Raw genomic sequence first — 26,881 nt, forward strand, 5'->3', positions numbered from 1 at the left:
TTTAAAAAGGTATCCTTCACAATTATTTAGGCGATTTTTATTTGTCAAGTATTTTTTTGAATGATAACTGTTCATCTATTAAAGTCTTGCTCTTACAATTGTTGGGGCGAACTGCATAAGTCCTGTAACTAAGCACCGACACCCACTTCGATATTAGGATGTCTTAACCTCTCAACGCTCTCCCTCCAATCGCAACAAAAAAGCACCGCATTGCATGCTGTCAAAGGACAACATGTATACGGTGCTTCCGTCTCTTATATTTGTCACCCATTTTTTAGAGATAGTTCAAAAAGTTCGACTTTGATGACGATGCAATACTTCGTTGCTTAGTCGACAGCGAATCTTGAACGCTAGCGAAAAGATTATGCTTTATAAGCATGTTACCTGCGGAAATATTTGAGGTGCTCACGTAGCTTTGTTTTAATCTAGTTAGTTATGTGAATATATCATCTTACCGTATTCGTCGTATATTATGACATTTGAATAGGACGTAGAGTCTTGTTTATCATAAGGGATAATTATACCTTTATTTGAAATTTGATCTTTAATTGTCGTTTGACTCTCTAATACAACTTCAACTGAATGTGCTGATTCAAGTAGATCATTATCTTTAATGATTAACGAAACAAAGGGGATAGCAGAAGCTGTTGCATATATAATAACGGGTTTGGTACTATTTGAAAGTCCAAAAGCTAATTTATTTTTTAAGGTATTATCCTCGTTTTTGTAAAGTAAATAATAACCAGTTCTCACTTCATCTTCAAAAAGAATGATCGCAATATCTCCAACTAACTTGAAATCAAGTGCTTGCAAATAATTGTCGGCAATAAATTTATTTATCTCCTGATAAGTAACAGGCTGTATTTTTGTTTTTGCGCATCCAGATATAAGGATACAAATAAATAAAAAAATAAATATTTTTTTCATTGCAGACTCCTAATTTGATTATATTCAAATTAATAATTATGATTTAATGGTGAGATCCAATAAATTACATTTTCAATTATTACTAGAGTAGGAGCTGATTCTATTGATTCATCCAATTTTAAAAGAGATACATATTTTCACAGATATTGACACTAATTCAGATAATTTTTGTATTGCTTTAGTTTTAGATATTGGTATCTCTCATGAAAATGAAGCCATTGATCAGTTTTATTGTAGTGTCATGTCAACCAAAGCGTTAAAGGAGATATTAATCTCCGAGCTTCACTTCTCAGGTAGAGGTTGTATTTTTATGGAGAAATTTATTTTATCTGACATAAAGAAAGTAATTGAGGATATTTTATCAAATATAAAAGGTGAGACATGGGAACAAGTTGCACACAACATAAATAAGTATTTCCCATGGGAGTATGACAATTATAACATGACTAAAATGTGACTGTGCCAAATTCCCAAAATAAAAAGGATGGTCGAGAAAACGTAAGGTTTTCCAACCATCCTCTTTGCACGCAGCGAAAGAAATGTCTGTCACGTTTACTTTTAGCTGTAAAGAACGGGCCCCAGCGGAGGAGCAAAGCAATCCGAAAAACGCTAGTGCGTCGCCTTTAACATCGTAATGCTACCTTAAAATTTAAAATAAAGAGCATTACGATTTAAAAAGCGACTGGAGGCTGCTTTGCTCCGCAGCGCCGAAAAACGCAGTGCGTCGCCTTTAACATCGTAATGCCACCTTAAAATTTAAAATAAAGAGCATTACGATTTAAAAAGCGACTGAAGGTTGCTTTGCTCCGCAGCGCTGCAAAAGCTCAACTTCTTTGAGTACGCAACAATCGCTTCGTAGCATACTCAAAAAAAAATGCCCCAGCGGAGGAGCAAAGCATCCGAAAAACGCAGTGCGTCGCCTTTAACATCGTAATGCTACCCATAAAAATTTAAATAAGAGCATTACGATTTAAAAAGCGACTGAAGGTTGCTTTGCTCCGCAGCGCTGAAAAACGCAGTGGGTCGCCTTTAACATCGTAATGCTACCTTAAAAATTTAAATAAGAGCATCACGATTTAAAAAGCGACTGGAGGTTGCTTTGCTCCGTAGCGCTGACTAACCTACCCAAAAAAGCGTTCGATCTCGATCTCAGCGTTTTCTACCGAATCGGAGCCATGAATCACATTATAATCGACAATTAGCGCATAGTCGCCGCGGATCGTGCCTGCTGTCGCCTCAATCGGATTGGTGAAGCCGATTAGCGTGCGGGCATTGCGAACGGCCTCATGCCCCTCCAAAATCATAGCGAATACAGGTCCTGACGTAATATATTCAACAAGCTCGCCGAAAAACGGCTTGGATTGCAGATGCGCATAGTGTACGCTGGCAAGCTGCTCATCAATCGTCATCAGCCTGGCTTCCGCTATTTTAAATCCCTTTTCCTCGAAGCGTGTTACAATTTTACCGATCAAGCCGCGTCTTACGCCATCAGGCTTAATCATGACAAAGGTTCTTTCCATCATAATCTCCTCCTGTTTCATGATCTTTCATTGAGCTATTGCTCGGTTAATTCAAGGAAAAGCTTGACATCCTCGGCAACGAGCGAAGCCGCCTCCTCCCAAAAATGCGGCTTGGTCAAATCAACGCCAAGATGCTTGTGCGCCAACTCCTCCACCATCAAGCGTCCAGTATCCTGCAGTAAAGCATCATACGCCGCACGGAAGCTCTCTCCTTCCGCAAGCGCACGCTTGTAAATGCCTGCACTAAATAAATAGCCGAAGGTATACGGGAAATTATAAAACGGTACATCCGTCAAATAAAAATGAAGCTTTGCCGCCCAGAAATGAGGATGGTAATCGGACAGCAAATCAAGAAACGCCTGCTTCTGTGCACGCACCATCAGCTCGTTCAAGGACTCGGTAGTTAGCGGCGCTTCAGCGCGTCTCTCGTAGAAGCTGCATTCAAAAATAAATCTGGCATGAATATTCATGTAAAAGGCGATCGCCCGCTGGATTTTATCATCGACAAGCGCCAGCTTTTCCTCCTTGCTTGGCGCGCGCAGCAGCGCCTGATCAGATACGATCATTTCGGCAAATGTGGAGGCGGTCTCTGCTACATTCATCGCGTATTCCTGAGTCAGCGGCGGCATATCCTTCATCACATGCTGATGATAGGCATGGCCGAGCTCATGAGCCAGCGTCGATACGTTGGACGCGGAGCCGGAAAAGGTCATAAATATCCGTGTCTGCTTGCTTTTTGGCAATGAAGTGCAGAAGCCTCCTGGACGTTTGCCAGGGCGGTCCTCCGCTTCAATCCAGCTATTTTCAAAAGCCATTCGGGCAAAGTCGGCCAGCTCCTTGCTAAAGCTGCCAAATTGCTCAATTATAAAAGCAGCTGCCTCGTCAAAGCTCATCGTTGTGCTCGAAGCCGCGAGCGGCGCTTCTACATCATGCCATGCCAGCTTATTTACGCCAAGCAGCTTGGCTTTGCGCTCGAAGTACGGTATAAGCAGCTGCTTGCCTTTTTCTACAGCCTGCCACATCGCATCGAGCGTCTGCTTGCTCATGCGGTTCATTTGCAGCGGCTCGTCAAGATAAGAATGCCAGCTGCGGTTTTTGTACCATTTGAGGCGAAAACCGGACAGATGATTCAACGTATCGGCACACAGATCCGCCTGCTCGCTCCAGCCCTGCTCCCATTGCTGAAAGGCTGCCTCTCGCTTGCTGCGGTCGCTTTCATCCAGCCGATTCGCCATCTGGCCTGCCGAAAGCTCGCTGCCATCCTCAAGCTTAAAGCTCATGCGGGACACAACCGTATTATAAAAGTCGCCCCAGCCATGATAACCATCTATCGCCAAATCAGCTGCTAATGCTTCGAGTTCTGGCGCCATCTTATGCTTGGCCAGCTCTCTTCGCTCATTTAAATTATAAGCGACTGGCTCAAGCTCTGGCTGTGATAAAAATCTCTCCCATTGCTGATCGGCAATTTGACTAATGGTGTGATCGAACTGAGTCAACACTGAGGTATAGGCTGCACTCAGCTGCTTTAGTCGATCATTCAGTTGAACGGCGCGCTTGTCAAACATATTTTGCGCCATTAAACAGGAAACAAAGGACTCTGCTTCCCGCAACGTTGCGAGCACTGCTTGAACCAATGATACTTGCTCATGTAAAGACTCATATGTAATGCTGTCAGCTTGCAGTGATTGAGCGAGCTTCTGAATTTGCAGCTCGACATTCGCTAACTCTTCTGACAGCTGTGTGGAATCGGAGCCGCCGGCATAAATGCTTTCCAGCTCCCATTGCTGCGAATAGCTCATAGCTGATCCCTCTTTCTATAATAATTGTGAAAGGAAGGCAACCTGCTGCTTCCAGCAGCAAACAATTGCCATATCGCCTTGTAAAGTGTATAACAATAAGTATACCGATTTTGGAGGTGCAACACCATGCTAAAGCAATTGTCACCTGAAACTGCGATCAAGCTTGCCAAGGAGCTAGGCATTCCAATCGAACAGCTTGTGCACACGCCAAGACATATTGTGCTGGCTAAGCTTGCCGAGCTGGCCAAGCGGCAAACTGATGAGGCTGACCAGGAGAATACCGGCAAATCTGACCAGGAGCAAGCAAATAAGGCTGGTCAAGAGCAGACTGATGAGGCTGACCGCAAGCAAGCTGGCGACACAAGCAAAAAGGAGTCTGAATAGATGATTCCTTTTGAAAATACATTGCCTTATGACGTTATTATGAATGATTATTATGTACAGCAATGTCCATTTTGTAACGCTGAGCACGTATTATTGCCATTGAAGAAAAAAGAAATTCCCGATATCCAGAGCGGCAAGAAAAAACTGCTGGTGTTTCCCTGCTGCTATTCCAGGCTGACGATCGTCAACATTGATGATGATTACCTGCTGGCCGACAGCAGCGTGCGCAAGCAAGCCTAACGAGGTTAACAAGCAAGCATCGACTTGCTTCCTTTACAACCGATGGCTGCCCAGCTAAATGTAAGAAAAGCTACAGAGAATCGCGATCCCGTTTTGACGTCTCGATTCTCTATAGCTTTACTGCAATTTTATTGGGTATAACAAATATGAAGCTTTAACCAAGCAAATCCAAAGCAAACCAAGCCAGGCTGGCTTCTACATACTGCGCTTTTCACGCTCACGCGCTTCAGCCAGCTTCTCTGCAATTTCCTTCCACCGCTCACGGCTTTCCCTGATCATGCCTGCATCTACAATAGACTGATCATTGACAACACGCGAGAACCATTTCACCGCTTCATTATAATTGCCGATCCGGTTGTTCAGCTCGCCAATCATATATAGCAGCTTGGCGTTTTTATCGCTATTCGTTTCCAGCTCGTAAACGATAACGTATTGGTCAAGCGCGTGCTGTAGAAAACGCTGCTCGTTTTCCACATCCTTCATCTCGCGGTATAGCCATGCAATATGGTGGAGAAAGCCGGCAATAAGCCGCGGATCCTCTTTAATTAGCTGGGCAATCATCAACGCACGCTTGTACGTAACGAGCGCCTGCTGGACTGTTCGTTCGCCGTGAAAAAATTGCTCATTCCAATGCTTCCCGATTTCACTGAAATAAAGCTGCTTTTGCTCTTCTGTCAGCTGCTTTTTGCCATTTTCAGAAAAGGCGTAGCCGCATTGCGGGCATATACGGATTACATAATAATCCGGATTGACTCCATTTTTATAATGCCCGCAAAAATCAGTGTCCATCTTCGATGGATTTTTGAAGCTCGGACGAACTCTAGTAATTTTAAAAGTAGCTGCACAACAACGGCATTCAGCAGTTGAAAGATATAAAGGATCCACTTGGTTTCACTCCTATTCGGCTGTATTAATAAAATGATATGCAGGTCCTGCCAGCTTCTCCAATACAAGCGCCCGAAGTGGTTCAGACAATTCGATTTCCGCCAATGCTTCATTCATACAGCTTAGCCATGCCTTTGCTCTCGTTTCCGTAATTTCAAAAGGCAAATGGCGCGCACGCATCATCGGATGACCAAACGCATCGGTATAAAGCGCTGGTCCACCAAAAAATTGCGTCAAAAACATATACTGCTTCTCCATCACCGGAGTAATATCCTCTGGAAATAAATGCCCGATTTCTTGATTCCTCTGAACTTTAGGGTAAAAAGCTTCAACCAGCTTGCGAATTGTCTCTGCTCCCCCAATTAACTCATATGTACTCTGTTGGGCCATTCTGATCAACTCCTACCTGGGTATGACTTCTATTATAGCATAACAATTGCAGCACAATATGAGACTTGACCGTATTGTCACAATAGCGGCAAACAAAAAAGCTGCCTAGCATTAGCACTAAGCAGCGTTAAAAATGAGCTCTACTTGTAATCATAGTCTTTTGAATTGGCTGGGGTGGAAACCGCTTCTCTGATTACATAAACAAAGGCACATACAAGAATACCTGTTAGAATGCTCATCGTCATCACTCCATCATTTCATATAGGTATAGTATATCACAATACGCGGCTTTTAAGATTTAATTTTACACGCAGCTTCAATTTTTTTGTTGGTAATAAACGGTATGCTTGTACTTTTTATTTCATATACATGTAGCAGCAAGCAAAATAATGAGAATAGGACGTACAAGCATGTTCAAAAAAATACTCCAACCGTTGACAATTCTCGCCTTATTATCCTTTGTGCTAATGCTGCTTATGCTGTTGTTTCCGACACATGCATTGTCTGCAGCGCTGCGTGGTCTCGCGATATGGTGGGAAGTGCTGTTCCCTGCACTGTTCCCTTTTTTTGTAATTTCCGAGCTAATGCTTGGCTTTGGCGTTGTTCACTTCTTTGGAAAAATGCTCGATCCTTTAATGCGGCCTTTATTTCGCATTCCCGGCATTGGCGGCTTTGTTGTCACGCTCGGCTATATTTCAGGCTATCCCGTTGGCGCCAGGCTTACCGCACAATTGTATGAACAGCGACTGCTGAATCAGCGTGAAGGCGAGCGGCTTGTTGCATTCACAACTTCATCCGACCCTATTTTTCTAATTGGTGCGGTTTCGATCGGCTTTTTTGGCCAAGCCGAGCTGGCAGTTGTTCTGGCGGCTGCCCATTATATCGGCGCACTTATTGTTGGCATTCTTATGCGGTTTCATGATTGGCGACACGAGTCATCAGAGCAAGAGGCCAAGCTGCAAATTAAAAGCGTGGCAAGCGGCTATAAACGAAGCCTGCTGAATCAAGCTCTGCGCGCAATGCACGAAGCAAGACTGCTGGACGGGCGTTCCTTTTCGGTCATTTTTCATCAAGCGATCAGCACAGCAATCCGTCTCATGATTGTCGTAGGCGGGCTTGTCGTCTTTTTCTCCGTAACGCTACAGCTGTTATCCGACGCTCAAGTGTTGTCTACGCTTATTATTGGCTTAAAGGAGCTGTTTCAATGGCTGGGAATTTCTCCCTTAGTTGCCGAGGCCGTCATTCCTGGTGTTTTTGAGGTTACGCTTGGCACACAGCAGGCGAGCCAAGCTGCACTTCCGTTGCAACATCAAGCGGCAATAGCGGTTGCAATCTTATCGTGGGGCGGTCTATCCGTGCATGCCCAGGTAGCCAGCCTGCTTAGTCAAACAAGCATACGTTATGCGCCATTTCTTATCGCGAGACTCGCTCACACCATCATTTCCGTTGCACTGCTGTATGCGCTCTGGAATTGGCTGGGACCGCAATAAAGAAGTCGCAACAAGCTTGAACATTGCTTTCATTTCCGCTATGCTCATATAAGTACAAGGAAATTGCAAAGGAGCTTATGACATTGAAATATGCTGTAATTGACCGCGGAGATTCTCTATCAAAACAATTGTCGCAACGCTTTATCGAGTTAGCAGGAACAAAAGGTCTTCAGCATGATCAGCAAGAGCCTGATATCGTTCTATCCATCGGCGGTGACGGAACACTGCTGCAAGCGTACCATCATTACATTGACCAAATTGACTCGCTTTCCTTTGTTGGCGTCCATACGGGCCATCTCGGCTTCTACGCTGACTGGAAGCCAAATGAGCTGGAATTGCTGGTTGACAAAATGAGTACGATCGAGCCGACAATCGTTCGTTATCCGCTTGCCCACATTGAGCTTGTCACCAAATCCGGTACTTATAACTACTTTGCCTTAAATGAGTTTACGCTTAAAGGCGTTGACAATACGATGGTGGCGCAAGTCAATATTAATGGCGAGCAATTTGAAATGTTTCGCGGTGACGGCATCGTCATTTCCACTCCGACTGGCAGCACCGCATACAATAAAAGCTTGGGCGGCTCAATCGTGCATCCAACGATTGAATCGCTGCAAATAACAGAGATTGCCTCAATCAACAACATCGTCTACCGTACACTCGGCTCGTCCGTGCTGCTGCCAAAGCATCATTACTGCGATATTATTTGCATGAAGCAGCAGCGTATACAAATCCATGTTGATCATATCGGCAAAATGTTCGATGATGTTGTTTCCATTACGTGCAAGGTTGCTTCCAAAAAGGTCAGCTTTGCCCGCTATCGACCATTTCCTTTCTGGAACCGCGTACGCAATGCCTTTATTGGTGTCGATTCGTTAAAATAATCTAAGACAAAGAGGGATTGTCCAGAAAGTCAGTACAAACTGACAATTTGAACAATCCCTCTTCTTATATAGATTCAGGCTAGGATTTGCTTCCAGAGCTCATTTGCTCGGATTGATTCTTGTTTGCCTTTGCTTTTTTATCCTGATAACGATTGCCTTTACGGTAAAAATGATCTTTCCGCTTCGACTTGCCTTCCTTCTTATTGTCCTGCTTTCCTTCAGCAGCGGCATTATCGAGCTGGGATGTCTGCTGCTTGGCGGCGTTTTGCTTCTGACCATTGCGCTGACGCTGCTTCTCATTGCCAGCATCCTGTGCTTGATCGTTTTGCTTGTCACGTTGACCAGACCGCTTGCCGCGCGAGGAACTATCCTTTTGATTAGAAGCCGGAGCTTCTTCAGCTGCGCTAGCCGAAGCTGCTGATTTCGTTTTCGCTTCCTTAACTGCAGGCACAGGAATCGTTCTTGTATACTCAACTTCCTCTATATAAATGTCATCATCGCTTAGCTCAACGCTTTCATTGCCCTGCTTTTTTTCCAGCAAAAAATAAGCACACCCGAAATTGCAATACTCATTAATATAGTCGGTTATATAGGAGAAGGTTGAATCCTTCGTAGCCTTTTGATGGCCATCCTTGAAAAAGCCTTTCAAGCGAAGCTGATTGTAGCCCCAATCTCCTACAATATAATCATAACGCTCTAATACTTCACTGTATCGATTGCGAAAGGCTTCTACATTCCAGCCATTTCGATTTTCAATAATTAATTCATAGGTATTACCCGCAATATGAATTAATGCCATTACAGCACCTCTTCCCTGGCTTAGATCAACATACTGGAGCAAGCGCCAGTTGTAGGCGTTTCTGACTGTTCCGTTGCTTCCAGCGCTGATTTGCTTGAGGGATCAGCGGCGATAGAGGCATATGCGGAATCCGTTTGCTCATGCGCATGGTACGAGCTGCGAACAAGCGGGCCGGACTCAACATGTCTAAATCCACGCTTTAACCCTTCCTGCTTCAGCTGTGCAAATTCGTCAGGATGCACATAGCGTTCAATTGGCAAATGCTTCGGTGTTGGCTGCAAATATTGACCTAGTGTCAGGATATTGCAATCAACCGCCCGCAAGTCATCCATCGCTTGCAAAATCTCATCCCATTGCTCGCCAACTCCAAGCATAATGCTTGATTTGGTAGGAATTTTAGGCTTCATTTCTTTAGCGCGCTTCAGCAGCTCCAAAGAACGCTCATATTTCGCTTTGGCACGAACACGATCAGATAAGCGTCTAACCGTCTCAATGTTGTGGTTCAATATATCTGGATTAGCATCCATCACGATTTGAAGCGCATCCCAATTGCCCATAAAGTCAGGGATAAGCACTTCTACCCGACAAAACGGCAATCTTTTGCGAATCGCTTTAATAGTCGCAGCAAAAATCGAAGCTCCGCCATCTGAAAGATCATCGCGAGCAACGGAGGTTACGACACAATGTCTCAAATCCATCTGCTCTGCTGCTTCAGCTACACGCTCCGGCTCCTGCAGGTCAAGCTCAGTAGGCATTCCTGTATTAACTGCACAAAAACGGCAAGCACGAGTACATATATCTCCCAGGATCATGAACGTAGCTGTACGATTGGACCAGCATTCATAAATATTGGGGCAGCGCGCTTCCTCACAAACCGTATGTAATGTCTTGGAACGCATCATATCTTTGATTTCGGAATAATTTCCATCAGTAGTTAATTTAATTCTAAGCCAGTCTGGCTTTTGCAATTTTTCACGTTGTTTCATTGACTGTACCTGCTTTCAATTACTTTTGTTTAGAAAGACATTGACTTTTAAGGTGGACATTGACCTTATTATAACATAAATTCTGAAAATAGAAGTGCCTAATGCGCGAGAAGAAGGCATAGTTGGATATTTTTCAGCAATCGGAGAACAATAAGCTTAATGCTTTGTGAAAGGATGGATTACATGACGAGGCTTCGTTCAATCATGCTTATTGTAATCATACTGCTTCCAAGCTATGCCTTTGCAGCTACAATTGCTCACGCCGAAGAAAAAAAGCAGCGCAGCGCCGAGGAAATATTCGCAACTAGATTCGAGCTATACAACAGTTTATCGGTCATGACTGAGCTTCCCTGGCAATGGATAGCCGCAATTGATCAATACGAGCGAACGTTGTCCAAGGCAAAGCCCAAAGCTCGCCCGCAGCTCGGAGAACTGACGGGAATATTTGTTGACGAAAGAAAATGGTCAGGTCCGCTTAATCCTGACACTGCCGATGAGCAGCCTGCATCAATTACACTTTTTAATGGAATTGGTCGTGACGGGGATGGCGACGGGTTGGCGAGTCGGAGCAATGATATTGATTTGCTAAGCTCGGTGCTTCATTTGGTTGGTCAACACGGACACAATAAAGACAATATTTTGATCGGCTTGTGGGATTACTATCAAAATGCGCGCGCAGTCAAGCGCATCGAGCAATTCCATCAGCTATACGAGCATTACGGCAAGCTTGATCTATTCGAGCATGCCTTCCCACTGCCGCTTGGCTCAACTTATTCGTATCGCGATACTTGGGGGGCTCGGCGTGGCTGGGGCGGACGCCGTATTCATGAGGGAACTGATATTTTTGCCGGACATGGCACTCCGGTGCGCAGCACATGCTATGGCGTTATTGAGGTTAAAGGCTGGAACCGTTATGGCGGCTGGCGTGTCGGAATCCGTGATTTAAACAACCATTACCATTACTACGCCCATCTTTCTGGCTTTACGAAGGAGCTACAATCCGGCCAAATCGTCGAGCCTGGTCAAGTAATTGGCTGGGTTGGCAGCTCGGGCTATGGCAAGCCAGGCACATCTGGTAAATTTCCGCCGCATTTGCATTATGGCATGTATAGCGACCGCGGCTTGATCGAATGGGCATTTGATCCATATCCAAGCTTGAAGCGTTGGGAAAATGAAGAGCGCAGACGACTTCGCAAGTAGCGATCGTCTAAGGCGTGTCTGAGAACTCCAAAGAACAGCTCATTTTGCCGAATTTTCGTTCCATGCAAGGCGCGTTTGGGAAGGCGTAGCGGGCCTCGGCCTGCGCAAACGAAACGAAGCAGGACGAAAGGCATGAAAGTGGCTACTGATCGGGTTTTCAGACGCGCCCTGGCGCTCTTTTTGTTTGTATTCATTCTCAAAGCATAGATTGTCTCCAGTTGCTTTATACGAGATAGCTCTCTGAGGGCAATTGCCATTTGTTGTGCAGCCCTATGGCGTCATGAGCAAGCCCTTACCTTCTTGCTGCTTCTCCAGCTCATTAAACCCCTCTTCAGTTCCATGAGCTTCTTCCTTCTGCTCGGCTGATCCACTTGAAACTCCCTGGCCTTGCTGAAGCGGCACCGAGATATTCGGCGCCTGTGGCGCTGATTCGCCGATAGGCTGGCCTTTGCTGTCATAATAGTACATCGGCACATCTCCTACAACGAGCAAATACGAAATTGGAATTTCCGTTTCCACTATTTCAGGCTCCATATCAAATGGAATAATGATCGCAACCTCTGTAATGACTTTAATATATACCTCCACGAGCACCATATTGATCGCCGCATTTTTTTCTCTAGTGTTTAGCTCGACCTTGACGGCGCCAAGCGGCTCAAAGGAAACGGGAATTTTAGGTCCATAAGTCGAAATGATCGCACTGTCGAGTGCATGGCCTAACGGAATGCGCTCCGGCATATGCTGCAAATCGGTTAGCGTGCCCTGCACCGTTTCAATCGTTGAAGAGGTAATCCGCATATGCTCATTGTAATTAAGCATAAAGCCGGATATTTTTCCATTGCTGTCCATTTTCCAGTCAATCAATGATTCTGAAGCAACACGCTGGGCAACCTGTTCGGTTACCGCACCATTAATAGCTTGTGTTGCTACCTGCTTGACACGAATTTTCGCTACATGCATAAGCGGCTCGCGAATGTTTTTCTCCACGAAAACAAAGGCCGGTATAATAATCGCCAGCAAGCCAATGAGAAAGAGGATGACGACTCGCTTCCAGACGCTGCGCTTGCCAGTATTTGCGGGCTTGCTCAAGCGGTTGAGCTTGAAGCCTTGAACGGCATCCTTTCGCTCTGTTGAAAAGGCTACTGCTGAGCGGTTTCGAATGGGTCGAGTTGTTTTTTTAGCTTTAAACATGCCGTAGCTAGGCTTGCTTTTCCGAACGAGCGGCTTCGGCTGCTCCAGCCATTTACGCTTTGCCCAGCCAGTAGAAAACGGTGTTGGGCGCTGCTCCCTCCCGTCAAGCCATTGACTAATATACCAGCTCAGTCCTCTACGCCCCCATCTAGCCACAGTCTCACCTCCTTCACCTTGTTTGGCTCTGCTTGCTTCTACTCTGATCTTTACGCAGGGCAAGCTATAACCGTTCTTAATAATACGTATGCTTGCCCAAGCCGAAAAAGACGAGCAGCTTGAACTTAGCGTCGATATGAACTTGCGTGACCACCAAGAAGATGGCACGATACTAGAAGGCGAGGAGCGTAGCGTAGGCACTTGCTACGTGAGCACCGCAGCCTTCGGTAGCGTGACATATTCGCCGTCGAATCCACTACACCGCAATTACATCGTCATCAAAGTCGATCATTTTAAACTACCTCTTCCAATGAGGTTTAAAATGTTCGGCTTTCAGGACCAAGAAGATGGCACGATACTAGAAGGCGAGGAGCGCAGCGTAGGCACTTGCTACGTGAGCACCGAAGCCTTCGGTAGCGTGACATATTCGCCGTCGAATCCACCACGAAGCAACACATCGTCATCAAAGTCGGACATTTTAAACTACCTCTACCTCAATAAAAAAAGATGCAGGCTTTAGAGGTCCCCCCCAAAAACCTGCATCTTTGCCCTTCCTTTATTAATCCGCTCACACTTCAGTCACTAGAATTAATATCTACCACTCTGCTAAAGCAAGCTTTTCAAATACTCCATATGATGCTTCAGCGTCTCTTGCGTTGATTTTGACATGCTGAAATCCTCGATGCTGAGCCATCCGTCGTAGCCGATGGCATGCAGAGCTTCAATTACCTGCTTCCAGTCGGCCTGCCCTTCATCAATTGCACTCCATTGCACCTGCCAAGCAGGAGAGCCCTGCTCATTGTGACGAGGACGCGCGTTTTTAACATGCACATGCGCCAAATACTGGCCGAGAATTTCCAGGCCCATGCGATAGCTCTCATAGCCTTCATGCACCATATTGCCCGGATCGTAAATGATTCCGATATGTTCAGGATCAAAGCCCTCCACAAGTCGTCTAGCAGCGGAGGCGCTGCAGGCAATATTGCCGTGATGTGTTTCCACTGCACCTTTTACCCCATATTGCTTGCTCAGCTTCTCAACCTCGGCCAAATACTGTCTGCCTTCCTGCAAAGCCTGCCAATAGTTAGTATTCGCACGATAGCCTGGCACTGCAATTCTAATAGATGGCGCTTCCAAAATGACTGCTGCTTTCATCGCTCGTTCTGTTGCTTCAAGATCGCCTTCCGCAATGTAAGCAGCCAGATTAGGAACCTGCAAACGGTGCGCACGAGTTAGCTCGGCAACTGCCTGCAGTTGTTCATCCGAGCTGTTTGCTGGCACTGTGGATAAATTATTGCCCCAAAAGGATGGCGCTTCATTGGCACGTGCTGGATCAGGCGTCGTGAATCTCCACTCAACTCCGTCATAGCCTTCCTGCTGCAATAGCTGCACCGTTTGCTCCAGCGTACAGTCAGGCATCATAACGGTAAATACAGAAAATTTCATCAGCTTTATCCTCCTGCAATCTTTATGGATTGTAGCAAAGCTTTGCGAGAAGACATGCACCGGAAGCTTTTGCTAGCTTCAGCTTAACATAAGCTGCTGGTGAACCGCTTTTCTCATATTGTTCATATTTGCATGTTCATTGATTGTAATTGACGTTATAATACAAATAACAGCTAAGCCAGAACAATATTAACACAATTATTATTCAACTATGATGGCTGGAAGGAGGCACTATGTCTGTACTGCGCAAATTAAAAACGGATGCGGATTTTCAAGCCGCTGTCGATAAAGAAAGCTTGATTCGCGTATTTCTTCACAATCAAATCGTCGAGCATCGGGCAATCATTGTCCGCTTTGATGAGCAAAAAATTATTACACAAAGCAATATAAGCGATCTAATGTACCATGATCGCAGCGAGTGCGAGTTCTTTCTGCTAAAATCGTAGCCTAAGCCGCCAAATTATCGTAAAGAAATGCCTGACAGCGAAGCGTCTCCCGCTGCCAGGCATTATAAGCTAGGACTGATCTGTAATAAGCAAAGGACCGTCTGCTGTAATCGCAAGCGTATGCTCGTATTGCGCAGACAAGCTGCCATCAACTGTTCTTGCTGTCCAGCCGTCATCATCAAGCTTGGCATGATATTTGCCGACATTCAGCATCGGCTCGATTGTAATAACCATGCCTTCTTTCAAGCGCGTGCCGCGGCCAGCTGGTCCATAATGGGGAACCTGTGGCTCCTCATGCATTTTGGAGCCAATGCCATGTCCAACAAAATCGCGTACAACGGAAAAGCCTTCGGCTTCAGCATATTTTTGAATCGCATGAGAAATATCACCGATGCGATTGCCAATTACAGCTTGCTCAATTCCTTTATATAGCGACTCCTTAGTAACATCCAGCAGCTTTTGCGCCTGCGGCTCAAGTGTGCCCACCGCGTAGCTCCATGCTGAATCGGCAAGCCAGCCCTCCAAATTAACCACCATATCAATTGTTACGATATCGCCATCCTTAAGCACCATTTCCTTGCTCGGAAAGCCGTGGCATATAACATCATTGACTGAAGCGCATGTTGCAAACGGATAGCCATGATACCCTTTTTGCTCAGGTGTGGCTCCGTGATCGCGCATAAATTTCTCGGCAAAGGTATCGATTTCCATCGTCGTAATGCCTGGTTTAATCATTTTGGCGATCTCCTTATGACAAGCCGCCAAAATTTCACCAGCCTTTTTCATCTTCATAATCTCTTCCATCGTTTTGATGACGATCATTCTGTATCCCACATTTCATTCATAATCTATGTTGAGCTTCCTTAATACTATACTATATCATATTTACGCATTCACTCGCACCCGGCAGTTCACTTCGCACTCACTGACTACAAATTTTTTTGCATATAAGCAACATCGAGAAAGCGGTCAAATTTGTAGGCGACCTCGGACAATATTCCTTTAAGCTGGTAGCCTTGACCTGCAAACAAGCGCATGCTGGCTTCATTCTCAGTGCATATCACAGCAATTAGCGTATGAAAGCTTAGCTCAAGCGCACGAGCTTCAATAAATTGCAAAGCTTGTCTGCCGATGCCTTTCGCCTTATACTGCGGATGCAAATATATTGTAACCTCCGCTGTTCGCTGACAGCTATGCTTTTTAATAAATGGGCTTAGCAAAACATAGCCGACAATCTGATACTGATCCAGTATGACGTAAGTACAATAGCGCGCGTCATGATGCTGCGTCAGCTCCTTCATTTTTTCCAGGCTTGCAGGATCAAGATCAAAGGATACCGTGGTGTGCGCGACATATTCGTTGTAAATTTCTCGTACAGCCTGCAAATGCTTGGCTTCAAGCGGTATAAAGTTTATCATGTAAAGCAGCTCCTATCCATATCTTGTGCAAAATGACGCGGTATAGCGCGCAACCGCCACAGGGAATTGTAATCATATGACGATACAAAAGGTTGACCGTTGCCACCATCATGCCGCATAATTGAAATAGTATTCGTTAATAATGGGATTTTTTTCAAGGTACTGATGATCAGATTAGGTTATAATAAATGGTCAGTATCTACTGGAATACAATTATTCAACGGGAGCAAACAGACGTGAAACGTAAACACATTGGACTTATGGTCGGTACTTTTTTTATTGTAGCTTTTATTGCTATTATAGTTGCCACAGCCTTAATCGTGCAAAAGGTAATTAAGGATGAGCAGGATAAGGAATCCTATTATGCTGCACAATACGGGCTGAATAAAGAAGACACAAGTCAAGCGAATACACCGGTCAAATTTCCTTCTCAATCCTATACTGCTGAACCAGACTCGCCGCAATTTAAAGCGATACAGCAAATTCGCGAATTGCATGCAGAGGCTGACTTCTTTCTGCTTGGCAGCAAGTTTTCCAATTACAAGCAAGGAAGCGACGAAGGCTGGAGCGATATTTTGAAATCCGAGCTGCTTGACCCAGCGCCGTATAATCAAATTATCGAAGCGATGACTGAAGAAGAGGATATCGTCAAGGACATGAACAATTTGCTGGCGTTGCTTGACATTGCCGTTACGCAATATGAGCCTGATGCGCTGCGATTTATTCATCGTATATTGCATGATCTTGACCTCTATGGCTATCCGGAGCAAGGAAAGGCTGCTTATGACTACTGGGGTGCAACCAATGCTGTTGCTTCCAGCAACCCGATGCAGCTTGAAGAAATCAATGCTTACATTGCGGAAAAGCAGAAAACGGAGTAGCAACCAGCTTCACAATGAAAAAAGCTTGCGGGCAAGGCTAACAATCTTTACGGATTGATGCCTGCTCGCAAGCTTTTTCATTGTTGGTTAGATAAAGCGGGTAACGAGTTTGTGTTATTTATTTGCTTGCAGCTTGTGCCAGCTTTTGGCGAACAGCTGCCGTTGCTTCAATCATATTTTTCAGCGCTGCCAGCGTTTCAGGCTCTTGGCGCGTTTTTAATCCGCAGTCAGGATTAATCCAGAACAAGCCTGGCTCAAGCACTCTTAGTGCGCGTTCAATTAACGATTCCATCTCAGCAACAGCGGGAACACGCGGGCTGTGAATATCGTAAACACCCAAGCCAATGCCAAGATCATAGGTTTGCTGCTCAAAATTGGCAATCAACTCGCCATGGCTGCGTGACGTTTCGATAGAAATAACATCCGCATCCATATCTCGGATCGAGCTAATCATATCGCTAAAATCGCAGTAGCACATATGGGTATGAATTTGCGTTTCATTTTGAACTCCGCAAGTCGTTAATCTAAATGCGCGAATTGAGAAATCAAGATAAGGCTTCTGCTCATCCTGCTTTAGCGGCAAGCCTTCACGCACTGCAGGCTCGTCAACCTGAATGATCGAAATGCCTGACTTCTCCAAAGCCTCTACCTCCTGCTTTAATGCAAAAGCAAGCTGGTAAGCAATCGTTTCACGCGACAGATCTTGACGAACGAATGACCAGTTCATAATGGTAATCGGGCCAGTCAGCATTCCTTTTACCGGACGCTTGGTGCGGGACTGCGCATATACGGTTTCCTTCACCGTCATCGGCGCCTCATACGTAACATCGCCATAAATGACGGGCGGCTTTACACAGCGAGAGCCGTACGATTGTACCCAACCGTTGGCGGTAAAGCAAAATCCGCCCAGTTTCTCTCCAAAAAATTCAACCATATCAGTACGTTCAAATTCTCCATGCACAAGCACATCAAGCCCTAGCTGCTCCTGATAGGCAATCCAGCGATCAATCTCCTCCGCTACAAATGCGTCATATTGCTCCGATGTCCACTCGCCCTTTCTCCAGCGGCTGCGAGCTGCGCGGACCTCTTTCGTTTGCGGGAAGCTGCCAATTGTCGTAGTAGGCAGCAACGGAAGTTGAAGCTTATTGACCTGCAGCGGATAGCGTTCTGCAAAGCTTGCTGCACGCGTCAAGCCTTGCTGCAACAGCTTGTCAATGCTTTGCTGCAGCTTATCCTTATAATTACGCTGCTCAAGAGCATTGAACGCTGCATATGCCTGCTTGCCTGCCTGCACAGCCTGCTCCCAGCTCTCAGCCTGACCGTTAAGCTTATTCGTCAGCTGCACAACCTCTGTCAGCTTTTCATCCGCAAACGCTAATACATCCTTAATAACCTGCGGCAGTTTATCTTCATATTGCACGCTTACCGGCACATGCAGCAGACTGCAGGAAGGCTGGATAATTAGACGGTCTGCAGTAACCAGCTTTTGCAGCTGCTCCAGCTTCGTATAGCTTTCTTCCAGCTCAGCGCGCCAAATATTTCTGCCATCGACTAGTCCAATCGCAACCAGCTTGTTGGCAGGAACACCATGGGCAAGCAACTGCTCAATATTGCCCTGCCAGCCATGTACACCATCCAGTCCTAGTGCAGCAATTGGCAAATGAATCAGCTCTGAGTAGCGTTCCACGCTTTCGAAATACGTTTGCAAAATGACCTTCACATTCGGTGCTGCCTCAGCTAATGCTTCATAAATGCGACGAACCTGCACCATGTCTTGCTCGCTGAATGCTGTTACAAGCGCAGGCTCATCAAATTGCACCCATTGCACACCTTCTGCCTGCAGCTCCTGCAATACTTGATAATACAATGGCAGCAGCTTTTCAACCCAGGCGCCCTGCTCATGTTTAGCATAGCCTTTAGCCAGCTTCACAAAGCTGAAAAGGCCCAAAATGACCGGTTTCCCTTCAATACCCAGCTCCTGCTTCGCCTCGCGATAAGCTGCTAGCGGCGCATTATGCGTAAGCTGCGGAGTAATATTATTGAACTCTGGTACAATGTAATGATAATTGGTATTAAACCATTTTGTCATTTCGCTTGCTGGCTGATCGTTGGAGCCGCGGGCGATTTCGTAATACAGCTTGGTAGAAACCTTGCCGCCCTCATACGAAAATCTTGGCGGTACGATGCCAAGCATTGCGGAAGTGTCCAGCACCTGATCGTAATAGCTGAAATCATTGACAGGAATGAGATCAATTCCAGCTGCTTGCTGCTTGCGCAAATGCGACAAGCGAATTTCCTTTAATTGCGCATGCAGCTCGGCTTCCTCCAGCTTGCCTGCCCAATATTGCTCAATTGCCTTTTTCCACTGCCGCTGGCTTCCAATGCGCGGATAGCCCAGATTACTTGATAACGCCATGTATAATCTCTCCTTAACTATTTCATTTAGCTCGTTGCTTACGCATTTCCGATGTGGCAAAGCTTTGCAAGTATTCGCATTCGCTTCAGCAACATTTGCTATCAGCTTATCATGGCTGCTCCATTCTAACTAATCTCGATTTCCTATATTTAGCTATAGCTAAAAGCTATAACTAGTGCAGAACATTGCTGCTCGTTTAGGTTGACTGCTTCTGTTGAATATTCTGTTTGCTTTTAGGTTAAGCTTATTTGGTTGATGTTGAAGATTTAAGAGAGAAATGAATAGAGGGTGTACAAGATGAAGCTGAAGGATAAAATTGCAATCGTTACTGGCGCAGCCTCAGGTATGGGAAAAGCGATCGCCCTTGATTTTGCAGCGGAAGGTGCCAAAGTCGCAGTCTCTGATTTGAATTTGGAAGGCGCACAGGCTGTTGTCGAGCTAATCAAGTCGAGCGGTGGAGAAGCATTTGCCATTAAGACAAATGTTGCTGACGATTCTGATATTAACGCCTTATTTATGGAAACGATGACGCAATACGGCCGCCTCGATATCCTTGTAAACAACGCCGGAATTATGGATGGAATGGAGCCCGTTGGCGAGCTTGCGGATGAGCGCTGGGACAAGCTGTTTGCCGTAAATACAACAGCCGTAATGAAAAGCATGCGCAAGGCGGTCAATATCTTTCTTGAGCAAGGACAAGGCGTCATCGTCAACAATATCTCCGCAGGCGGGTTGATGGGCGCTCGCGCAGGTGCAGCCTATACCGCCTCCAAGCATGCTGTAGTCGGCCTGACGCGCAACACAGCATTTATGTATGCAGGAAAAAATATTCGCTGCAATGGCATTGCGCCCGGTGCAGTTATTACCAACATCGCATCAACGATGACCAATATGAGCGAATTCGGCGCCTCCAGACAAGCACTAGGCTTGCCGATCAACCCTCGCGCAGGGCAGCCGGAGGAAATCGCCAAGCTCGCCGTTTTCCTAGCTTCCGACGATGCAAGCTTTATTAACGGTCAAGTCGTAACAGCCGACGGCGGCTGGACTGCCTACTAGAAAAAGGACGCTAGTAGAAAACGAGGAGCGCAGCGTAGGCACAAGCTACGTGAGCACCGCAGTTTTCGCTAGCGTTCAAGATTCGCCGTCTACAGAGAAGTCGCATCGTCATCAAAGTCCTGCTTTTTGAACAACCCCTTCCAATAAGAGTTCAAAAAGCAGGGCTTTCAGGACCAAGAAGATGGCACGATACTAGAAGGCGAGGAGCGCAGCGTAGGCAAATTGCTACGTGAGCACCGCAGCCTTCGGTAGCGTGACATATTCGCCGTCGAATCCACTACGAAGCAATCACATCGTCATCAAAGTCCTGCTTTTTGAACAACCCCTTCCAATAAGAGTTCAAAAAGCAGGGCTTTCAGGACCAAGAAGCTTGGACGCTAGTAGAAAACGAGGAGCGCAGCGTAGGGCAATTGCTACGTGAGCACCGCAGTTTTCGCTAGCGTTCAAGATTCGCCGTCGAATCCGCTACAACGCAACGCAACCACATCGTCATCAAAGCCCTACTTTTTGAACAACCTCTAAAGTTTGAACTGGCTTACTGCTTGGTTCAGCTGCCCCACAATCCCCTGCAGGGAGCTGGCTGCTTCGTGAATGCTTTGCACCTGAGCGAGCTGACTGTTAGTAACATGTGCAACAGAATTGGCTGTGCTGGCTACCTCCTTCGCTGAGGCTGAAGCGTGCGACATGCTGGCCGACACTTCCTGAGAGCTTGCGCTCATCTGCTCCGTAATTGCAGATGCATCATTAAGCTGAGCACTTACATTGCCTACAGCTTGTGCTATCGATTGAAAGCCATGTGCTGCTTCTACGACCAGCAAGCCGCTTTTTTCTCCTTGCTCAACCGTGCTGCTCATATATTGAGACGCCTGTTCAATCTCATTTCTCGTATCTGCAATTAATTCGGCAATATGCTGCGCTGCTGTTAAGGAGTTAGCTGCCAGCTTGCGAATTTCAGCGGCAACAACCGCAAAGCCTCTTCCCATTTCCCCTGCTCTTGCAGCTTCAATTGACGCATTCAGCGATAAAATACTCGTTTGATTTGCTATCATTGATATATTTTCTGTTATTTCTCCTATTTGGCCTGATTTCTTATATAGCTCTGTAATTCGTTCATTCAATCGCTGAATAGCTGTTAGATTGGCTTTCATCTGCTGATTCAGCTGTTCTATAAGCTGTGTCCCCTGCTCTGCTTCATGATTGGATTGGAGCGCCAACTCGGAAATCGAGGTTGTAGCTTCGGCAATTTTTTGAATGCCGACTGCCATTTCCTCCATTGCCTGATTAACCTCGATTGAAACAGTTGCCTGTACGGCAGCCTGATCGCTGACGTCATTTATATGGGAAGCAACATTAGTTGTCGCGGTGTACGACTGTTCTGCACTTGTCGTAAGCTGAACAGTAGCTGCCGCCACTGTTTGAGTGCTCGCAGAAATATTGCCAACCAGCTCGCGCATTCTGCCAATCATCTCATCAACCGCTTGCAAAATTTGCCCCAGCTCATCCTTGCCATAGCTCGCTCGTTCAACAAGCCGTAAATTACCTTCAGCCACTTGTTTCGTTTTTGCCAATACTTGCGAAACCGTTTTGCCCATATGATGAATGAGCAAGCCGCCAACTGCTGCAATAATTGCGACAATTGCCGCAAGCAGCGAGTAGGTGATCACTGCTGTTGTCCGATTGTCGGCATTTATTTGCTCTATGACAACAGCAACATACTCCTCCAGCATTTCACCGAACAGATTAACATCGCTTCGCGCTACATCAAATTGCTCGTGCAAGCCCGTATCCGCATAGCTTTTATTTTCAATATTATTTCTTGCCTGATCTGCCCATTGATTAAAGCTTTGCTCCATATCATGAAGCAGCTCTGTGATCGACTGGCCGCTTATTTCGTTAATCAGCGCCTCCTGGCTGGCTAACAATGCCTGTGCTGCATTTATCCGCTCGGCAACCTGCGTAATGTTCTCTTCAAAATCGTGCTGCAGCGCTTCCTGATTGCTCTGTCCTGAAAGACCGCCAATATGTAAAGCTTGATAGTCAGTCATTGCCTGGTACATATCCCGATCTGCATTAAGCACGTACGATTGGGCTTTATAGCTCGTATCATACAGAGTTCGCTGCAATTGCTTCACATCAGAGTTGCTTTTATTGATCAAATAAATAGAGGTTACCGCGAATGAAGCAAGCGGCACAAGAAAAATAAGCAGCAGTTTGAGCTTAAACGATACATGGTTTAACATAGGCGATGAGCTCCTTATCAGGTAGAGTTGTAGAATACAAGGGTTTCAATAATATGATATATCGGCTGGAAAATTATAAAAATGAATATATTAACATCGCTCATGCTTATATTCTTTTGCAAAGCAAAACAGGGCTTGTCCAGAAAGCCAGTAAAAACTGACAATTTGGACAAACCCCTTTTTTAGCTATGATGATTCAGCGCCTCGGAACTGCCTTGCTCCTTTTGCTGCTACTTCTGGCATAGCCTTAGCTGCAATCATGCTCCACGTATTTTAAATAATCGAAATCAGCATGCTTCATCGTACCGGACAAATCCTGCGCACATAGCCCAATAAAGGTTCCGGTAAAGCCCAGCTTCCCTTCATACTCGTCCGACAGCTGCCCCAGATCCAGAACAGGGCCAACCTTCTGCCAGTCCGCACCATTAGACGAACAATAAAATTGCACCTGCTCATAATCAATCGTCACTCTCAAATAGCAGCGGTCCCAGCCTTCTGCACAGACCACAGCATCGTCCGGTTCATCATACTGCCCCGATCGAGTCGTAATCAGCCCGATATGCTTGCCTTTCTCTTCATCGTAGCTGACCCGCAAGTAAAAATGGTCCGACTCGTCATAATATAGCGTCAGACCAGCCATCTGATTAAAATGCTCAGGAGCAAACTCGACACAGGTCTCTGCCTCGCAGCGATATTCCGTTAATCGTCTGGCAACCATGCTTTGACGGAACCAGGAATAGAGCGACTCTCTTCCCCGCAATCTTAAATAACCCGGGCGCTCGGACAAGCTGAGCCATTCCTCGTCGGCAGGTACGCGCAGCGTAAAATACTGCTTGCCGAGCTCTGCGCTGTCGAAATCATCAAGCTGCGGCAGTGGTGGAAACCGATGCGGCGGCAAAGCCGGAGCTGCAACGATTCGCTGCGGCGCTTTGCCTCCACCGACGAGGCGAAGCCATCCATCCTCTGTCCATTCCACAGGCACAAGCCCTGTTTCGCGGCCAAGTGGACTTAAGCGTCGTCCAGGAAGCTCGCGTGCGCAAATAAACGACAAGTACCACTCGCCGTGCTGCGTTTCTACCAGCGAAGCATGGCCCGCCTTTTGCAGCGGATGATTTGGCGCATCAATCGTCGTAATCAGCGGGTAATCGGGATCATATTCATAGGGACCTTCAATGCTGCGCGAACGCGCCAAGGTGGCAGCATGATTCCAGCCTGTCCCGCCTTCTGCCAGCAGTAAATAATACCAACCATTTCGCTGGAACATCACTGGCCCCTCGGTTACGCCGAGCGAGGTTCCTGTAGCGATCTTTCGCACTGGGCCGATCAGCTTGCGTTCATCGGGAGAATACTGCTGCAGCACGATACCACCAAATCTGTTTTTGCCTTTGCGAAAATCCCATTCCATATTCAGCAGCCATTTTGTGCCGTCATCATCATGGAATAAGAAAGGATCGAAGCCGCTGCTGTTCAAATAAAGCGGCTCCGTCCATGGACCGGCTATATCCTCTGCCGTAAGCAAATAATTGTGCAAATCCTTATAGACGCCGCGACGGCCCATCACTGTTGTAATCATCAAATAGAAAACCCCGTTATGATAGGTTAGCGCCGGCGCCCAAATTCCGCCCGAGCTCGGCACGCCGTGCAGGTCGAGCATAGCAGCCGTATGCAGCGGTCGTGATATAACCTGCCAATGCACCAAATCCTTAGAGTGATGAATCTGAACCCCGGGAAACCATTCAAAGGTCGAGGTCGCAATATAATAATCATCGCCCACGCGCAGCATGGAGGCATCTGGATTAAAGCCTCGCAGCACTGGATTAATGATCGTCGTCATTTCCTTCCCCTCCTGTTCCGATAAACAGACTTAAGTGTATCCCTATGCTATACTGAAGCTACCAGCAACTTGCGGAGGGAACTATGAATTATTTATTTGAAGCCGTCACCTTCAAAGACAAGCCAATGCTCTTCGAAACTAATATTCATTCAACAGATGCCTTTTCGGGCTACTATCACTGGCATCAATGCTGTGAAATGCTGCTTGTTCACGAGGGAAAAGGAAGCATCATCGTCAATCAAAAAGCGTATGAAATGCGCCCGGGCCGCCTCTTCTTTTTCCAGCCCTATCAGCTTCATCGGGTTACGGCCGAGGTAAGCGAGGCGACCCCCTACATAAGAACGCTGCTCTTTTTCGAGCCGCATCTGCTGGACAAGTCTTTGCTTTCCTTGCCGCAGCATCATGCGATATTCCAGACGTTATGGAAAAGCCGTCATGCGCAAACTGTCATCGACCTGCAGCCTGAAATGAACTATCTCCATCATATTTTTGCAAAATATGCACCGCGAACGGCAGCCGCTAACAATCTGGCGCAAGACGAGGATTTGACGATGCTTATGCTTCATATGCTGGAGGCCATTTCATTTTCAAGCAAGCGTGATGCAGAGCACAGCCAACAGCCGAGCGAATATCGTCCCTTTTCCTACTCCGAGCAGGTGATGAATTGGATCGAGGAGCATTACGCCGAGGATATCCAGCTAGCGGATATCGCCAATTCGCTTCATCTATCAAAATATTATCTTTCAAGAATATTTCAGCGCGAAACTGGCGGCAGCTTGTCTGAATACATCATTGCTAGACGCATCAAGCAAGCGTGCAGGCTGCTGTACAGCAGCTCGCTTTCTATCGAGCATATCGCCGCGCAGGTTGGCTATCCAAATGCCTCGTACTTCATTCGCTTATTCAAAAAAGTGATGGGCACAACGCCGCTGCAATATCGCAGCGCTGCACGCAAAGCTGCAACGGATTAGCTTGCCATTACCACAAATATAGATCATTGCCTTTAAGCTTAAAGATCGCTTCAATAAAATAGTAATCGCCGTAAATAATCGGATGATGATGAGCTGCTGCATGATATGCTGCAGAGCCTTGCTGCAAAATCGCATCAGATTGCGCTGTCCAGTCGCTGCGTTGCTCGTCCAGCGTTTTCAGCAGCTTCAGCGCAGCCTTCAAGTACAAGGAATGCTCATGCTGTCCAACTGCCTTGGCGATTTCAATTAAGCCGCAGGCTGCAATTGCAGCAGCTGTGTCGTCCTCGCGGCGCGGCTCAGCCGGCTGCCTGAAATCAACTGGAATGACCCCATCCTCAGGGATGTTGGCGATAAAATAATGGGCAATGCGCTTCGCTGTTTGCAAATATTGCTGCTTGCCAGTATGAATATAGCTCATCATAAAGCCATACAGTGCCCAGGTTTGCCCACGGGTCCACGAGGAGCCTTGCTCGTAGCCTTGCCCGCCGTACGTTTTTACAACGCCGCCATTAATCGGATCAAACTCCACTATATGATTAACCGAGCCATCCTCGCGCACGAAGGCGGTCATCGAGGTATCGGCATGCTTCATCGCAATTTGCTTGTAGCGTGGATCGCCTGTTTCCTCTGAAGCCCAGTACAGAAGCGGAATATTAAGCATGCAATCGATAATCGCCCAGCCTCTTGTATCACTTCCCTCAATATCATTCCAAGCTCTAATAAAGCCGCCCGCCAAATTAAATCGGCCTGCCAGCAAATTAGCAGCATGCAGCGCTCTTTTGCGCGACTCCGGATTTTTCGTCACACGATAATTGGCGACGCTGGTCGGCAGCCACATAAAGCCAACATCATGATGCAGGCCATAATAGTCCTGAAAGCATTGATCCAGCTTCTCTTCAGAAATTCCAGCGATCTCCTTGTACTTCTCATCGCGCGTCTCATGATACATCAACCACATCATGCCGCCCCAAAAGCCATTCGTCCACCAGCAAATCCCGTCAGCAACATCGCCTGATGGATTTTCTACAGAGCGGTCATCATAGGCTCCATTTACCGTTGTATACGGAATTTTGTTGCGGTTCTTCTCGCTCACCCAGTCCATCTTATGTGTAATTCGTCCAATAACCTCTTGCAGCCAGGCTTGCTCTGTTTCATTCAACATCATATAACCTCTTTTCTCTCGGACGTGTCTGAAAAGCTCATCGTGTTCAGACACGCTCTGGTAATAGCTTGATGCGATTATTATAGCGAGACTGATCACGCTAAAGTTTTCATTTATTGTTGCAAAATGTTGTTCTATTGCGCTCTTCTATATGACCTTC

26 protein-coding genes are annotated in these 26,881 nt (G+C 46.4%); 11 read left to right on the forward strand and 15 right to left on the reverse strand.

What is annotated here, in order from left to right; genetic code table 11:
- Positions 1-429: 429 nt before the first annotated feature.
- Positions 430-927, reverse strand: coding sequence for a hypothetical protein (locus tag KJS52_RS13905; protein ID WP_213516193.1), 498 nt, complete (start codon positions 925-927; stop codon positions 430-432).
- Between the two features lie 103 nt (positions 928-1,030).
- Between KJS52_RS13905 and KJS52_RS13910 the strand changes: the two genes are divergently transcribed.
- Positions 1,031-1,384, forward strand: a complete 354-nt coding sequence (locus KJS52_RS13910; RefSeq protein ID WP_213516195.1) for an Imm8 family immunity protein — start codon at positions 1,031-1,033, stop codon at positions 1,382-1,384.
- A 664-nt stretch (positions 1,385-2,048) separates the two neighbouring features.
- On the opposite strand, the gene ndk is transcribed toward KJS52_RS13910, so the two are convergent.
- Positions 2,049-2,450, reverse strand: a complete 402-nt coding sequence (gene ndk / locus KJS52_RS13915; RefSeq protein ID WP_246563556.1) for a nucleoside-diphosphate kinase — start codon at positions 2,448-2,450, stop codon at positions 2,049-2,051.
- 32 nt (positions 2,451-2,482) lie between these two features.
- Complete coding sequence (locus KJS52_RS13920) at positions 2,483-4,246, reverse strand: M3 family oligoendopeptidase (RefSeq protein ID WP_213516199.1); 1,764 nt, start codon at positions 4,244-4,246, stop codon at positions 2,483-2,485.
- A 126-nt stretch (positions 4,247-4,372) separates the two neighbouring features.
- Between KJS52_RS13920 and KJS52_RS27905 the strand changes: the two genes are divergently transcribed.
- Both KJS52_RS27905 and KJS52_RS13930 read left to right on the forward strand, forming a co-directional pair.
- Entirely contained in the window at positions 4,373-4,630 is a 258-nt protein-coding gene (locus KJS52_RS27905; RefSeq protein ID WP_213516201.1) for a YycC family protein, read from the forward strand.
- Positions 4,631-4,870, forward strand: coding sequence for a hypothetical protein (locus KJS52_RS13930; RefSeq protein ID WP_213516203.1), 240 nt, complete (start codon positions 4,631-4,633; stop codon positions 4,868-4,870).
- 195 nt (positions 4,871-5,065) lie between these two features.
- Here KJS52_RS13930 and KJS52_RS13935 read toward each other — a convergent pair whose 3' ends face one another.
- Together KJS52_RS13935 and KJS52_RS13940 are read right to left on the reverse strand one after the other, a co-directional pair.
- On the reverse strand, positions 5,066-5,755 hold the full coding sequence (locus tag KJS52_RS13935) for a DUF2225 domain-containing protein (RefSeq protein ID WP_213516204.1): 690 nt from the start codon (positions 5,753-5,755) through the stop codon (positions 5,066-5,068).
- 12 nt (positions 5,756-5,767) lie between these two features.
- Positions 5,768-6,145 carry a globin domain-containing protein gene (locus tag KJS52_RS13940; RefSeq protein ID WP_213516206.1) on the reverse strand — a complete coding sequence of 126 codons (378 nt, stop codon included), beginning with the start codon at positions 6,143-6,145 and terminating at the stop codon, positions 5,768-5,770.
- A gap of 410 nt (positions 6,146-6,555) precedes the next feature.
- Between KJS52_RS13940 and spoVV the strand changes: the two genes are divergently transcribed.
- A complete protein-coding gene (gene spoVV, locus KJS52_RS13945; RefSeq protein ID WP_213516208.1) occupies positions 6,556-7,635 on the forward strand; it encodes a dipicolinic acid transporter SpoVV in 1,080 nt (359 codons plus the stop codon).
- Positions 7,636-7,718: 83 nt separating this feature from the next.
- The gene (locus tag KJS52_RS13950; protein ID WP_213516210.1) at positions 7,719-8,519 is read left to right on the forward strand and encodes an NAD kinase; all 801 of its coding nucleotides are present in this window, start codon (positions 7,719-7,721) and stop codon (positions 8,517-8,519) included.
- A 79-nt stretch (positions 8,520-8,598) separates the two neighbouring features.
- On the opposite strand, the gene KJS52_RS13955 is transcribed toward KJS52_RS13950, so the two are convergent.
- On the reverse strand, positions 8,599-9,318 hold the full coding sequence (locus tag KJS52_RS13955) for a YutD family protein (RefSeq protein ID WP_213516212.1): 720 nt from the start codon (positions 9,316-9,318) through the stop codon (positions 8,599-8,601).
- Between the two features lie 20 nt (positions 9,319-9,338).
- The gene (gene lipA, locus KJS52_RS13960) at positions 9,339-10,304 is read right to left on the reverse strand and encodes a lipoyl synthase (RefSeq protein WP_213516214.1); all 966 of its coding nucleotides are present in this window, start codon (positions 10,302-10,304) and stop codon (positions 9,339-9,341) included.
- A gap of 174 nt (positions 10,305-10,478) precedes the next feature.
- Here lipA and KJS52_RS13965 point away from each other — a divergent pair, with 174 nt between their 5' ends.
- Positions 10,479-11,504, forward strand: coding sequence for a M23 family metallopeptidase (locus tag KJS52_RS13965; protein WP_213516216.1), 1,026 nt, complete (start codon positions 10,479-10,481; stop codon positions 11,502-11,504).
- Positions 11,505-11,774: 270 nt separating this feature from the next.
- On the opposite strand, the gene yunB is transcribed toward KJS52_RS13965, so the two are convergent.
- A complete protein-coding gene (yunB, locus tag KJS52_RS13970) occupies positions 11,775-12,851 on the reverse strand; it encodes a sporulation protein YunB (RefSeq protein ID WP_246563559.1) in 1,077 nt (358 codons plus the stop codon).
- Between the two features lie 88 nt (positions 12,852-12,939).
- Between yunB and KJS52_RS13975 the strand changes: the two genes are divergently transcribed.
- Positions 12,940-13,371, forward strand: coding sequence for a hypothetical protein (locus tag KJS52_RS13975; RefSeq protein WP_213516218.1), 432 nt, complete (start codon positions 12,940-12,942; stop codon positions 13,369-13,371).
- 86 nt (positions 13,372-13,457) lie between these two features.
- Here the strand turns inward: KJS52_RS13975 and KJS52_RS13980 are convergent, their stop codons facing one another.
- Positions 13,458-14,297 carry a sugar phosphate isomerase/epimerase family protein gene (locus tag KJS52_RS13980; protein WP_213516220.1) on the reverse strand — a complete coding sequence of 280 codons (840 nt, stop codon included), beginning with the start codon at positions 14,295-14,297 and terminating at the stop codon, positions 13,458-13,460.
- A 233-nt stretch (positions 14,298-14,530) separates the two neighbouring features.
- Between KJS52_RS13980 and KJS52_RS13985 the strand changes: the two genes are divergently transcribed.
- Complete coding sequence (locus KJS52_RS13985) at positions 14,531-14,743, forward strand: hypothetical protein (protein WP_213516222.1); 213 nt, start codon at positions 14,531-14,533, stop codon at positions 14,741-14,743.
- Positions 14,744-14,812: 69 nt separating this feature from the next.
- On the opposite strand, the gene map is transcribed toward KJS52_RS13985, so the two are convergent.
- Positions 14,813-15,565 (reverse strand): type I methionyl aminopeptidase, encoded by a 753-nt coding sequence (gene map / locus KJS52_RS13990; protein WP_213516224.1) that lies wholly within the window; start codon positions 15,563-15,565, stop codon positions 14,813-14,815.
- Positions 15,566-15,672: 107 nt separating this feature from the next.
- Entirely contained in the window at positions 15,673-16,161 is a 489-nt protein-coding gene (locus KJS52_RS13995) for a GNAT family N-acetyltransferase (protein ID WP_213516226.1), read from the reverse strand.
- A gap of 236 nt (positions 16,162-16,397) precedes the next feature.
- Between KJS52_RS13995 and KJS52_RS14000 the strand changes: the two genes are divergently transcribed.
- Entirely contained in the window at positions 16,398-17,042 is a 645-nt protein-coding gene (locus KJS52_RS14000) for a hypothetical protein (protein ID WP_213516228.1), read from the forward strand.
- A 118-nt stretch (positions 17,043-17,160) separates the two neighbouring features.
- Here KJS52_RS14000 and metE read toward each other — a convergent pair whose 3' ends face one another.
- The gene (gene metE, locus KJS52_RS14005; protein WP_213516230.1) at positions 17,161-19,458 is read right to left on the reverse strand and encodes a 5-methyltetrahydropteroyltriglutamate--homocysteine S-methyltransferase; all 2,298 of its coding nucleotides are present in this window, start codon (positions 19,456-19,458) and stop codon (positions 17,161-17,163) included.
- A 297-nt stretch (positions 19,459-19,755) separates the two neighbouring features.
- On the opposite strand from metE, the gene KJS52_RS14010 reads away from it, so the two are divergent.
- The gene (locus KJS52_RS14010) at positions 19,756-20,514 is read left to right on the forward strand and encodes an SDR family oxidoreductase (protein ID WP_213516231.1); all 759 of its coding nucleotides are present in this window, start codon (positions 19,756-19,758) and stop codon (positions 20,512-20,514) included.
- A gap of 518 nt (positions 20,515-21,032) precedes the next feature.
- Here KJS52_RS14010 and KJS52_RS14015 read toward each other — a convergent pair.
- On the reverse strand, positions 21,033-22,754 hold the full coding sequence (locus KJS52_RS14015) for a methyl-accepting chemotaxis protein (RefSeq protein ID WP_213516233.1): 1,722 nt from the start codon (positions 22,752-22,754) through the stop codon (positions 21,033-21,035).
- A gap of 247 nt (positions 22,755-23,001) precedes the next feature.
- Positions 23,002-24,588, reverse strand: a complete 1,587-nt coding sequence (locus tag KJS52_RS14020; protein WP_213516235.1) for a glycoside hydrolase family 43 protein — start codon at positions 24,586-24,588, stop codon at positions 23,002-23,004.
- An 83-nt stretch (positions 24,589-24,671) separates the two neighbouring features.
- On the opposite strand from KJS52_RS14020, the gene KJS52_RS14025 reads away from it, so the two are divergent.
- On the forward strand, positions 24,672-25,559 hold the full coding sequence (locus tag KJS52_RS14025; protein ID WP_213516237.1) for an AraC family transcriptional regulator: 888 nt from the start codon (positions 24,672-24,674) through the stop codon (positions 25,557-25,559).
- A gap of 7 nt (positions 25,560-25,566) precedes the next feature.
- Here KJS52_RS14025 and KJS52_RS14030 read toward each other — a convergent pair whose 3' ends face one another.
- Positions 25,567-26,721 carry a glycoside hydrolase family 88 protein gene (locus KJS52_RS14030; RefSeq protein ID WP_213516239.1) on the reverse strand — a complete coding sequence of 385 codons (1,155 nt, stop codon included), beginning with the start codon at positions 26,719-26,721 and terminating at the stop codon, positions 25,567-25,569.
- Between the last annotated feature and the right edge of the window lie 160 nt (positions 26,722-26,881).

Origin of the sequence: Paenibacillus montaniterrae, from assembly GCF_018403185.1 — a bacterium.
In the GTDB taxonomy this organism is placed as follows: domain Bacteria; phylum Bacillota; class Bacilli; order Paenibacillales; family Paenibacillaceae; genus Pristimantibacillus; species Pristimantibacillus montaniterrae.

Bases quoted from the DNA above. Each gene is read 5' to 3' on its own strand.
- KJS52_RS13905 (WP_213516193.1), bottom strand. From the start codon at position 927: ATGAAAAAAATATTTATTTTTTTATTTATTTGTATCCTTATATCTGGA.
- ndk (WP_246563556.1), bottom strand. From the start codon at position 2,450: ATGATGGAAAGAACCTTTGTCATGATTAAGCCTGATGGCGTAAGACGC.
- KJS52_RS13920 (WP_213516199.1), bottom strand. From the start codon at position 4,246: ATGAGCTATTCGCAGCAATGGGAGCTGGAAAGCATTTATGCCGGCGGC.
- KJS52_RS27905 (WP_213516201.1), top strand. From the start codon at position 4,373: ATGCTAAAGCAATTGTCACCTGAAACTGCGATCAAGCTTGCCAAGGAG.
- KJS52_RS13930 (WP_213516203.1), top strand. From the start codon at position 4,631: ATGATTCCTTTTGAAAATACATTGCCTTATGACGTTATTATGAATGAT.
- KJS52_RS13940 (WP_213516206.1), bottom strand. From the start codon at position 6,145: ATGGCCCAACAGAGTACATATGAGTTAATTGGGGGAGCAGAGACAATT.
- spoVV (WP_213516208.1), top strand. From the start codon at position 6,556: ATGTTCAAAAAAATACTCCAACCGTTGACAATTCTCGCCTTATTATCC.
- KJS52_RS13955 (WP_213516212.1), bottom strand. From the start codon at position 9,318: ATGGCATTAATTCATATTGCGGGTAATACCTATGAATTAATTATTGAA.
- lipA (WP_213516214.1), bottom strand. From the start codon at position 10,304: ATGAAACAACGTGAAAAATTGCAAAAGCCAGACTGGCTTAGAATTAAA.
- KJS52_RS13965 (WP_213516216.1), top strand. From the start codon at position 10,479: ATGGATTACATGACGAGGCTTCGTTCAATCATGCTTATTGTAATCATA.
- KJS52_RS13975 (WP_213516218.1), top strand. From the start codon at position 12,940: ATGCTTGCCCAAGCCGAAAAAGACGAGCAGCTTGAACTTAGCGTCGAT.
- KJS52_RS13980 (WP_213516220.1), bottom strand. From the start codon at position 14,297: ATGAAATTTTCTGTATTTACCGTTATGATGCCTGACTGTACGCTGGAG.
- KJS52_RS13985 (WP_213516222.1), top strand. From the start codon at position 14,531: ATGTCTGTACTGCGCAAATTAAAAACGGATGCGGATTTTCAAGCCGCT.
- map (WP_213516224.1), bottom strand. From the start codon at position 15,565: ATGATCGTCATCAAAACGATGGAAGAGATTATGAAGATGAAAAAGGCT.
- KJS52_RS13995 (WP_213516226.1), bottom strand. From the start codon at position 16,161: ATGATAAACTTTATACCGCTTGAAGCCAAGCATTTGCAGGCTGTACGA.
- metE (WP_213516230.1), bottom strand. From the start codon at position 19,458: ATGGCGTTATCAAGTAATCTGGGCTATCCGCGCATTGGAAGCCAGCGG.
- KJS52_RS14010 (WP_213516231.1), top strand. From the start codon at position 19,756: ATGAAGCTGAAGGATAAAATTGCAATCGTTACTGGCGCAGCCTCAGGT.
- KJS52_RS14015 (WP_213516233.1), bottom strand. From the start codon at position 22,754: ATGTTAAACCATGTATCGTTTAAGCTCAAACTGCTGCTTATTTTTCTT.
- KJS52_RS14020 (WP_213516235.1), bottom strand. From the start codon at position 24,588: ATGACGACGATCATTAATCCAGTGCTGCGAGGCTTTAATCCAGATGCC.
- KJS52_RS14025 (WP_213516237.1), top strand. From the start codon at position 24,672: ATGAATTATTTATTTGAAGCCGTCACCTTCAAAGACAAGCCAATGCTC.
- KJS52_RS14030 (WP_213516239.1), bottom strand. From the start codon at position 26,721: ATGTTGAATGAAACAGAGCAAGCCTGGCTGCAAGAGGTTATTGGACGA.